Raw genomic sequence first — 11,100 nt, forward strand, 5'->3', positions numbered from 1 at the left:
GGCCCAGCAGTGCCCCTGGGAACCAGTGCAACCAGCGGTTGGGGGATCCCAGGCACAGCAGCAAAACGGTTAACCCCTCCAACCATCGGGATCCCGGGTTTTGGCGAACCGGTGAGAGCAAATCTAACTGTTGAGGGAGGGAGGGCAGCTCCAGAGCCATTGGCAATGCAGGAGAACCCCTTGGGTACTGGGGACAGCAGCAAGAGCCGGCCTTGCTCGCATCCCCTCATCTTTACAGATCCTGCTGAGGCCTGCAAACTATCCCAGAGGCCCTACTGCGGATACCACCGCTGTTGCCAGGCCCGCATTTGCTCAATCTCTACCTGCTGGGTGGTAACAATGGCTGTTGCCAGTTGCCGGATCTCAGGGCGCTTGGATTTTTCCAGAGCCTCTTGGGCCATAGCTAGCGCCCCCTCGTGGTGCTGAATCATAGCTTTCAGAAAGCGCAGGTCAAACTTGGGGTCAGCGGATCCCAGGTCGGTATCCATGCGCATGGCGGCAGCCATCTCCGGCGTCATGGTCATCTGGTGGCCCATCTCCTCATGCCACATCACGGGCTCCTGGGGAGCTTGCGGGTACCAACTCAGCCGCCAGCCTTGCATCTGCTTGATTTCTTGGCTTTGCGCTGCCACAATGGCCCTGGCCAACTGAAGAATTTCCCGCCGCCGGGATTTTTGCAGAGCCTCTGCGGCCATGCTCACCGCTCCCTCGTGGTGGAGGATCATCGCATCCAGAAACCGCAGATCGAAGGATTCGTCGGCAGGGCCTAGGCTAATCCGATGAGCTCTATCGATTGAGAGCTCTCCCTTGTTCTCATGAGCAGTTGCCTCTGGCTCCAGCTCCCTGCCAACCCAGAGAGTGTCCAGGACAAGCCCACCAGCCAGGATGAGAGCCCAGACAGTTAGGCGCATCACCGCTTCCTCCGAGGACAACAGGTCAATATCCTACGCCCTCCAGTCCCCTCTAGAGTCAAGCCCTTTGGCGACCCTGCCAGCCAGAGTGGGATCCCTTAGCTTGGTGCCCCCATCTGGGCACCCCTGGCGTCGCCAGTTCAGGAAGTGGGGTTGGGTGTCAACAACTGCTCCCCTTGCAACATGCGAGCGGCAGCGCTGAACAACTCTTCCTCCAAGTAGGGCTTGGTGAAGTAGGCAGTGGCTCCCAGCTCCCGGGCTGTCTGCCGGTGCCGTTCTGCCCCCCTTGAGGTAAGCATAGCTACCGGAATATGCTTGAGGTTGCTGTCTGCCCGTATGCGGGAGAGCAACTCCAGGCCGTCCATGCGCGGCATCTCGATGTCGCAGAAGATGAGATCGCAGCGCAAGCCACCGCGAAGCTTTTCCCAGGCGTCCTGTCCATCGCGGGCTTGCTCCACCCGGTAGCCCACCTTTTGGAAGGACATGGAGAGCAGCTCCCGCACCGCAATCGAGTCATCCACAATGAGCACCGTGGTTTGATGGGTTTCCTCGGCACGTGGCTCCGCAGCGCGACGCTCTGCCCAGAGGCGGCTGAGATCGCGACGGCGGCCTTGGGCCATATCCACCAGTTCAAGGACATCAGCAATGGGCAGCACGCGACCATTGCCCAGCACCGTTGCCCCAGAAATGCCAGGTGGTTTGGGCACAGGCCCGCGCAATTGCTTGATCACGATTTCCTGCTCTTCCACAAAGCTGTCCACCTGCAGGGCAAGGTACTGGCCGGCACTTTGGAGGACAACAATGGGGATGATGCCCTCATCCTGGGCAACGCTGTAGACCTCGGAGCGGCTGCGGCTGTGGCTGCGGCTGTAGGACAACAGATTCGAGAGGGGTTGGAAGGGAAGGCGTTGATCCCGCCAGGGAATGGAGGGCCGCCCCTGTTCATCCGGCTGCACCTCATCGACGGGAACATCCAGCATTTCCTCCACACCGTCGAGAGGAAAGGCGATCAGGGCTTTGTCGCTGACACACACCATCGCCTTGGAAATGCTTAAGGTAAGCGGCAGGCGGATGGTAAAAGTGGTGCCTTTGCCGCGCACGGAATCCACTTGGATGCTGCCGCGCAGATCGGTGATGTTGCGGCGCACCACATCCAAGCCAACCCCCCGCCCGGCCAGGTCGTCCACCTCGCTGGCCTCACGGCTGCTAAAGCCGGGGTGGAAGAGGACGTTGAATACTTCGTCTTCGGTTGCCTGCTCTGACAGCAGCCCCAGCCTTTGCGCCTTGGCCTTGATTTTCTCCACCGGGATGCCGGCGCCATCGTCGGCGACAACGATGATTGTCTGGTTGCCTTGGTAGAAGGCCCTGACGGTGATCTTGCCTTCAGGGGGCTTGCCCAAGCGGCGCCGCTCCTCAGGGGGCTCGATCCCGTGCACCAGGGCGTTGTTCACCAGGTGGGTCATCGGGTCGGAAAGCTCTTCCAGGATGGCTTTGTCGATGAGGGTGTCGCGGCCTTCCACCACCAGGCTGGCCTGTTTGCCCGTTTTGATGGAGAGATCACGGACGGCGCGGGGCAGGCGGTCGGCAATTTGCGCGAAGGGCACCATGCGCGCCCGGTTCAGGCCTTCTTGCAGTTGGGTGGTGACCTGGCGGAATTGGCGGGTGATCTGCTCTGCCTCATCCACCGCAAACTCGATGTCGGAGGAAGACTCGCGTACCCGCACGATGAGCTCAATGATCTCCTGGGCCAGAGTGTGGAAGGTCGTAAACTGATCCATCTCCAACTTGTCGAACTCTTGGCCTATGGAGTGCCCCACCCGCCCCCGAGTAGATTCCTCGCCGTTCCGGCCGAACCCCACCGTTGCCGCGCTGCTGCGGCTGGAGAACAGCGCCGCTTCCAGCAACGAGCGGTCGTACTGATCCCGCATGCGCTGGCCCAGCTCCCCTAGCTGTTGCACCCGGCCCAATAGGCCATCCAGAAACTGGCGCAGGCGAGTTTGGTTTTGCTCCATGCTGTTGCGGATGACCACCAGCTCTCCCACCAAGTTGTTGATGGAGTCGAGGTGGCGCACCTCCACCCGCATCACAGGGTTGCTGAGAGCAGATCGCCGTGGGGCCGGTGGGGTTGGGGTAGCCGGTGCCGTGGGGGCGGCTGTTGCCGGAGCGGGAGTTGCCGGGGCAGTGGCAACAGCGGGCGGAGAAGGCGCCGGCGCTGCTGCAGAGGCCTGGGGGGCAACCTCGAGATCGCCTAGGAGGGATTCCAGTTGGGCTGCGAAATCATCGGCGACCTCGCTGCTCACGGCTGCAGGGGATCCCACAATAGGAGCGATGACCTCTTCCAGCTCAGGCGGCACCGCTGGTTCGGCGGCATCGAAGAGGGCAGCCAAATCGTCCAAACTTGGGGCAGGAGAGGCTTCCGGCGCTTCTTCCTCCAAGGGCCGCATCTCATCTGGGGAAACGGTCGCGCTCTGGGCAGCCAAGAATTCATCCTCTGTGAACAGGCTTTCCAGTTGGCTGGCCAGATCGTCCTCTGCCGGCTGAGGATCCCTGTCCTGCTCTGGGGCAGCCACAAGCGGCTCGGGCAGGAACACTTCAGCCAGACTGCTTGCCTGGAAAGCTTCTGTGTTGCTTAGGGAGACGGCGGCGTCGGGGAGTAGGTCTTCTTGGGTGCTCGCCGCTTCGGCAAGGAACTGGCTCAGCTCATCCAGATCCACCTGGCCGTCGCCATCGGTATCCAGAGCCGAAAGGGATCCCCCAATCGCCGCACCTAGCCCTTCGGTATCAGGCTCCTCGGCAAAGAGAGCCTCGAGGCGGTCGAAGGACTCCGCGGGCTGCCCCTCCGGATAGAGAGCTCCTTCCTGAACCGGGAAGAGGTTCTCCAAAAGAGCCCAGTCCTGGGCTTCTGCCGCATCCCCAGTGCCCGGGGCGTCCTCCAGTGTCTCCCCGGCGAAGAGATCGGCTAGGCCCAGCTTCGCCCCCAGGTCTGGGGTTTCCGCTGCCGTCGGCTCATCGGAAGGGGCCAAGACGCTCTCCGGCGCAGCGGCAAATCCCTCCAAAGCAGGTGAAGATTCCTCAGCGAAGAGGTTTTCAAGCTGCTCAACTGCGGCCACGCCAAAGTCGGCGATGCCAAAAGAGGGTTCAGGAGCCGCCTCGAAAGATGTGGAAGGTTCGCTGGCTTCTTCTAGGCTCGACCAGGCCTGATCCGCTGCCGAGACAAGGCCCTCCAGGCTGCCTTCAGCAGCAGAGTCCAAAAATGTCAGGGATCCCGTCTCATCGGGAACAGAAAAGTCCTCAGGCCAGAGGTCGGCAGAGAACTCGGCCCGCAAGTCTGCTGCCGCCTCCCCATCCCCAGGGATCGGCTGGAGGGACGAAGACAACTCCTCTACCCAGAGATCCGCCTCCGGCCCACTGTCGGGAGCAGCCCCAAGGTCAGGCAACTGGGACAGCTCCTGCAGAGGAGAACTCTCTACTGCAAGCTCCTCGAGCTCGAACAAGGCCTCCACTCCGGCACTTGCAGCTTCGTCTGCAGCCGGGGCTTCCTCGAGGCTTGCCGCAGCAACTTGGGCCGCCAGAGGGACATCCCAGACGGCCTGACTTGTTTCCTCGGCCCCTCTCAGCTCGGTAGGCTCGACAGAGGCCAGCTCTGCTGCTGCTTCGTCCACTACTTCGGCAAACAGCTCCGCCAAATCCGTTTCCCCTCTCCCCTCTTCTGGGCTCAGCTCCTCGAACACCTGCGAGAAAGGCTCAGGGGAAGGAGGGATCAGCTCCGGCGGTGGCTCCTCAATATCGGATAGCTGCTCTGCGTTGGCAAACAGCTCGTCAAAGGCAGAGGAGGCTTCTGCTTCCAGACTTAAAGGAGTCGCTTCGAAGTCGCTTGAGCCAAAGCCTAGCCTGTCCTGCGACCCGTCGAGTACTGCTGCAGCTTCTTCCGGCGCGGCGACGCCCTCTTGGGCAAGGTCGGCGGCTGCTTGCCAGTCTTCCTCGGTCAAAGTCTCGGTGGACATCTCCGACCAGCTCAGCCCTGGGCTCTCCTCGCCTGCCAGGACACCGTCCATCTCCCAAGGGGACGGCGGCTGCCCGACCAGCAGATCCCAGGCCGCCTCCACGCTCTCCGACCCCTCCGCTTGCAGGGTTGCTTCGACGGGGGTCGCCTCTTCTGATCCAGGTTCCTGGCTCCCCTCGGCTGCAGAGGATTCTTCTGCCGGGATCCCAGCAGCCGCCCAGTCCGCTGGGGCAGCCGTGCTCTCGGGTTCGCGGAAGAGTGGCTCTGGCTCTCCAACAGGGCCCAGGTCGAAGGAGGTGGGGATCCCTGGCTCCTCAAGGGCCGGTGGCACAGGGCGGAAGGCCAACAACTCAGAGGAGGGCTGGATGGTATGCGCTGCTCCGCTGGCCAGAGCCTGGTGAGCCTGTTTCAAATCTCGCAGAACCGGCAGAGCCAGTTGCCGCAAATCCTGGGCGGGATCCGCCAAGATCTCGCCAATTAGGCGGGCTAGGGCTGTCCAGCCACCCAGATCCACAGACTCAGCCTCTCCCACCTCCTGGAGCGATTGAACCAAGCTTTGCAAAGCGGGCCGCGTAGCTGGGTCATCGGGGCGTTTGAACAGCTCCAGCATCTGGCGCAACAGGGCTGGGATCCGCTGATGAACCACCACCTCCAAAGGATCTGGGGGTGCAGCGGGAGCCACAGGGTGAGCCAGTTGCTGCAATTCCGCCGAAGCCGCCACCTCTTCGGCTCTCCCCGCCAAGACAAGTTGCTGCCCTTGCTTCAAATCCCGCAAGGCAACCAACGCCAACGTTCGCAGATCGGCGTCGGGGTTGCCCAGGGCTTGCTCGAAGGTTTCGGTTAACTGTTGCCAGCCCACCAGATGATGCACTTGCCCGATCTGCTTGAGAACAGCATTGGCCGCCAGCAACTGCTCGCGAACGCCCGGCTGATCCCCGCGCTTGAACAGCTCCAACATCTGCCGCAACTGCTGCGGCACCACTTCCGCCATCTCTTGTTGTAGAGTGCGGGCTGCTGGTGGCGGGGGGGCAGCCGGAGCAGGTCTAGAGACAGGGCCAGCGCCGAGAAGGCTCTGAATGTAGTTTTCAGTCTCCTGAAAAACTGGCTCCAGTTCCGCCAGCGTCGAGTTGCTGAACTCCTGGGTGAGACCGCGAGGGCTTTGCAGCTCGTCCAAAAGCGCCGTCAGCCCATCAAAAACTCGCAGCAGCAGCGTCTCCAAGTGCTGATCCACCGGCACTTCGCCCAGGCGAGAGCGAAACACGTTGAAGAAATCCTCTAGGCGGTGGGCAGTCTGCTGAATGCTGGTGAGGCCCAGCATGGCTGCTCCGCCTTTGATGGAGTGGGCAGCTCGGAACAACTCGTTGATCAGCTCAGGATCGCTCACGCTGTCCCGCAGGCTGAGGAGCCCCTGCTCGATCGTGGCCAAGTGGTCGCGGGCTTCTTCGATGAAGTAACTGAGGATCCGCTTTTGTGCTTCTTCATTCATGGCAGGAGGTTCCTCCTACAGCCCACAGGTACTCATATCAGTAGTAACAGATCGGACAGGGGAAGCTTTCCCATGCCCGAATTCTGCTTTGCGACAGAGGGATCCTGATGTCCCTGAAGCGCGGCAGCTTCCCATCGGGATCCTTGTCCCTAGGATGCCCGCGAACCGAGCAGATTTGCTCATTCATCCCCCACCCGGAAGCGACCGACAGAAGCTTGCAGCTCGCGAGCGATGCTCACCAACTGTTGCAGCGAGCTGGCTACCTTCTGCGCCTCCTCGGACGTCTCGTTGGCTGTCAGCGCCACTGACTGCATGAGATGGGCTACAGCGCGGGAGGTCTCTGTTTGTTGCACAGTAGCCTGAGAAATCGCCCGCACCAATCCGTCGATCTGGTGGCTGATCTCGATGATCTCATCCAGACTGTTTTTGGCCTGCTCGGCCCGCCTTGTTCCCTCTATAACCACCTGCGTCCCCTCCTCCATGGCTGTCATGACGTTGCTGGTTTCCGACTGGATCTGCAGCACAATCTGCTCAATCTCTTTTGAAGCCTTGGCGGCCCGGTCGGCCAGTTGTCGCACCTCATCCGCCACGATAGCAAAGCCTCGTCCCGCCTCGCCGGCCCGAGCGGCCTCAATACTGGCGTTGAGGGCAAGCAAGTTGGTGCGCGAAGCAATTTGTGAGATCAAAGCCACAATCTTGGAGATCTCCTGCGAGGATTCCGCCAAGCGTTTCACCTTGCGGGTTGTCTCTGCTGCCATTTCCCGAATTTCCAGGATGCTGGCCACCGTGCGATCCACCGCTTCTCCACCCCGGGCAGCCGCTTCTGTGGCCTGGGCAGTGACATTGGCTGCCTCGCGGGCGTTGTTGGCCACCTCTTGAATTGATTCCGTCATCTCCTGAATGGAGTTGAGGGAGTTGGAAATTTCCTCCGCCTGGCGCAAGGCGTCGGCAGAGAGGCTGCGGGCAAAGTCCTCATTCTGCAAAGCAGCGTCGTTGACAGCAGCGGCGGCCCGCTTCACTTGGATCACGATGTCCCGCAAGCTGCGGATGGTCAGGTTGAAAGAGTCAGCAACAGCGCCGAGGACATCGGCAGTGACCTCCGCCCGCACCGTCAAGTCTCCACGGGCTGCCCCCTCCACATCATCCAGGAGGCGAATTACCTGCCGTTGCAAGTCTTCCTTGGCTTGGCCTTGCTCGGCGGCCCGCTGGCTTAGATCGGCAAAATGGGCCTCAAGGGCGGCGGCCATTTGGTTAAAGCTGTTGGCCAAGCGACCCAACTCGTCATCCCCTCTCGCCTCTGCCCTTACGGAGTAATTCCCCTGGGCCAAGGCAGCGAAGTGACTGGACAGCTCTTGGACGGTGGAGCGAATGTGTTTAGCACTGCTAGCTGCAAGTACAGCCCCAACTCCTGCGCCGACAACTCCCCCTCCAATGACCCCCCCAATCCAGCGAGCTCCCCCATTGGCCGGGATCCCAAGGCCGATGACCAAGCCAGCAGCCAAACTCACAGCTCCTTGGATCAGCGCCAGCGTCAACTGATTGGCCGTCAGTCGGCTAGGCAGTTCCTGCCCGGATAGGCTAGGGAGAGGAACAGTGAGCGTAGGCAGGCTTGGTACCGTTTTACCCGTCTCTCCTGTCTTGCCCTCCTCGGGATAAAAGGCCGCCGGCTCGCTGCCATCCATGCCGGTCAGTTCGCGATCCAGACGGTCCAGCTCATCGAGCTCGAAAGGGGCGGAGGCAACGCTGGTCGTGTCTTCTTCGGGGGCAGGGATCGGCTCACTCATGGGGGCAGCCAATTCTGTTGGCAAGCTCTCCTCTAGGGATCCCACCTCCTCTTCCGCAAAAGTGGGTAGGGAGAAGCCCATCTCCTCGGGAAAGTCCGCATCGCTAGCCAACTGCGTGATAGAATCGCTGCCTGAATCCTGGAGGTGCTGCTGGTCGAATTCGTTGAGGAAGGCAAAATCGTCATCGACTGCCGGGCCTGTCTGAGGCTGCTCCCTGCCTGCTTGCAAGTCGGTCCCGCCTGGAACCCTCAGTGGCGTTACCTGAGGGTTAGCGGGCAGCGGGTGAGAGAAGGCAAACGGATCCGCCGGCTCCAATTCTAGCCTTGTCTCAAAAGGAGCCGCAAAGCTTTCTTCCTCGCCAAAAGTCATCTCATCAGCGGCAAAGCCGTCGCTTCCCATCGAGAAGGGATCCTGAGCAAAAGGGTCGGCCTCTTGTTCCCCCATTCCCTCAAACTCAAACTGGGGAAAGGGAGCCGCCTCCTGCGCTTGAGGTGGGAACTCCCCTTGAGGTTGGAGGTTGCCTTCCTGCACCGGAGAGGGGACGTCCGCCAGCTCCGGCGCCATCTGCAACAGCTCCTCCAGGCCCCTGCGGGCCGACTCCAGCTCCTCAGGATCGCTGGCCGTCTTGAGGATGGTATCGTAGGTATGGCGGGCTTCCAGCAACTGCCCCGCTTGCTTCTGGGCCGAAGCCAGCAGCAACTTGACAGCAGTATCCTGCGGCTGAGCAGCGGCTACCTGGTTGAACAACCGCACTGCCTCGACGTAGTCTCCCTGCCAAAAGGCGACCATCGCCTCGGTAAAGTCTCTCTGATTGTTCGCGCTCGAAACCATGGACCCTCCTTTCCCTGCTTGGCTACCTCTGTTGCTGCTTCAACCCAAATGCCCAGAACTCACCCAACACCAACCCGCCCAAACCCTTTAGAGTTGTTGGGCTACAGATGGGTTACCTCTCCCAACTGGCTGCCCTGCTCCCAACAAAGAATGGGCTCTTGCCCTCCTTCCGTAAAACATTGGGGTAGCACAGCCATGCTCCCCGGCTGGCCTGGTGCAAATCTCTAGGGAACAAGATCGGCTCCATTCTTTCCATTGTGAATGGCTTTGGAGATTGACTACGATAGAAACTATACATTTCCGCATTTCTGCCGAACTGGCGGCTAGCCATTCCTCACCCCCAACGGTCGGATCTCAGGATGGCCGACTGATCCAGCAGCGGCAAGCGGGCTCCCGTCGCAGGCACCACCCATTCCCCTCGCAAGAAGGGAGCTATCGACTCAGGAGCCACGAGGACAGGCCGCACCGACTCAGTCTTCAGCCACTCCATGCCCACAATTAAATCCACAGCCAGGCCCATCAGCAAATCCTGTTGATCCATTACGGCCACCACAGGGAGCTCGGCGCGGTCGAGGTTGAGGGGCGGGCTGATCCCCAAAAACTGGCCCAGATCCGCAACCCAGATGATTTCGCCCCTCAAGTTCAGAGTGCCCAGCAGAACTGGGGCGACATTCGGCATGGGGGTAATTTTCTCGGGGCCGATGCTCATCACCTCCACAACCGATACCGCGGGCAACGCAAATTCCTCCCCAGTAGCAACCTTGAATTTTAGGAAAAGCTCTCCCTCAGGAGCCTCTATTTCCTGCAATTCTTGGGTCTCATCCCCCATCAATAAGTCCAGATCCCCCAGCATGACGCTCCCCCGTATTGATGGTCTGTGGAGAGGTGGCCACCGCTCCCTTGCCCAGGGCCTAGAGCCCTTTTGGGCTCTGCCGGAAAGCATAGAGGCAGGATGGGCGGTTCCTAGCCTCTCAGTAATTGCTTAATCGTACCCACCAGTTCCTGCGGCTGGAAAGGTTTGGCAATATAGGCATCTGCTCCCTGGCGGAGCCCCCAGTAGCGGTCGAACTCTTCCCCTTTGGAAGAACACATGACAATCGGGGTTTTTTGGGTGAGCGGGTCGGCTTTGAGGAGACGGCACACCTCGTAGCCATTCATACGCGGCATGACAATGTCAAGCACAATCAGGTCGGGTTTGTTTTGCTTCACCGCCTCTATGGCTTCCACCCCATCTCCCACCGTCATCACCTCGAAGCCGTTTTCCTGCAGCAACTTGCTGATCATCTCCCGCTGCGATTGACTGTCTTCCACCACCAAGACGCGACTCATTTTTGTCTGGTCTCCTTGATCTCCCGCAACTGCTGTTTGATGGTAGCTAGTAGCTCTTGAGGCTTGAAAGGTTTGGTTACATAGGCATCGGCTTGATTGCGCTTAGCCCACTCGATATCAAAGGCTTGATCTTTGGTGGAACACACGACAATGCGGATGTGCTTGGTGCTTTCATCTCCCTTCACTTCCCGGCACACTTCGTAGCCATTCATGCGAGGCATGACGATGTCCAGCACCACCACGTCGGGCTTCTGCTGACGAATGATGTCCATCGCCTCTACACCGTCCATCGCGGTGGAGACTTCCAACCCGTTTTCGGAGAGCAGGTTGGCAATAGTCTCTAGGTAGGTACGGTTGTCATCCACCACCAGCACTTTGCTCATGGTCATCTCGCTCCTGTTGTGTTTTGCGGGTCTGGTCAACTCTAGCGGCTGCGTAAACTACCCGACTCCGACCGCTCAGCGGTACCGAGCGGGCTTAAGCGCTACGCGCCGCTGACGCGAAGGGTAGCCCTGCAGTTGGCAAGCCAACCCCGGACCTCCAGGCCGGTTTACAGCGGCCCCCAAAAAGGGCAATCCCGTTAGCACCGTTGAGATCTGCATCCCCTTCCCAGCCACAGGCCGGGTTGACACAACGAAAACGCTTCCCTTCCCGTTGCCCAAGCCACAAACACCGGTGACAAGTTTGCGAAGTGTAGGCAGGCGATACTAACACCACCTTCACCCCCGCTCTTGCTGCCTTGTCCTCCAGAAACTG

The 11,100-nt window shown here is 60.4% G+C and carries 6 protein-coding genes and 1 pseudogene; all 7 read right to left on the reverse strand.

The genetic code is table 11. From position 1 onward, the window contains the following. Nucleotides 1-272 precede the first annotated feature (272 nt). Nucleotides 273-911: a DUF305 domain-containing protein gene (locus tag NW841_RS08575; protein WP_414386095.1), complete on the reverse strand. Its 639-nt coding sequence runs from the start codon at nt 909-911 to the stop codon at nt 273-275. A 140-nt stretch (nt 912-1,051) separates the two neighbouring features. Beyond that, on the reverse strand, nt 1,052-6,400 hold the full coding sequence (locus NW841_RS08580; protein WP_414386096.1) for a response regulator: 5,349 nt from the start codon (nt 6,398-6,400) through the stop codon (nt 1,052-1,054). Between the two features lie 179 nt (nt 6,401-6,579). Further along, nucleotides 6,580-9,015: a methyl-accepting chemotaxis protein gene (locus NW841_RS08585; protein ID WP_414386097.1), complete on the reverse strand. Its 2,436-nt coding sequence runs from the start codon at nt 9,013-9,015 to the stop codon at nt 6,580-6,582. A 334-nt stretch (nt 9,016-9,349) separates the two neighbouring features. Beyond that, entirely contained in the window at nt 9,350-9,868 is a 519-nt protein-coding gene (locus NW841_RS08590; protein ID WP_414370821.1) for a CheW domain-containing protein, read from the reverse strand. A 110-nt stretch (nt 9,869-9,978) separates the two neighbouring features. Then, the gene (locus NW841_RS08595) at nt 9,979-10,344 is read right to left on the reverse strand and encodes a response regulator transcription factor (RefSeq protein WP_414364926.1); all 366 of its coding nucleotides are present in this window, start codon (nt 10,342-10,344) and stop codon (nt 9,979-9,981) included. Next, nucleotides 10,341-10,727 carry a response regulator gene (locus NW841_RS08600; RefSeq protein ID WP_414364951.1) on the reverse strand — a complete coding sequence of 129 codons (387 nt, stop codon included), beginning with the start codon at nt 10,725-10,727 and terminating at the stop codon, nt 10,341-10,343. Before NW841_RS08600 ends, NW841_RS08595 begins: the two co-directional genes overlap by 4 nt. Nucleotides 10,728-10,802: 75 nt before the next feature. Beyond that, nucleotides 10,803-11,100 (reverse strand): annotated as a pseudogene (locus NW841_RS08605) (zinc ribbon domain-containing protein); the annotation flags it as partial.

Source organism: Synechococcus sp. H60.3 (genome assembly GCF_047462295.1).
Taxonomy (GTDB): domain Bacteria; phylum Cyanobacteriota; class Cyanobacteriia; order Thermostichales; family Thermostichaceae; genus Thermostichus.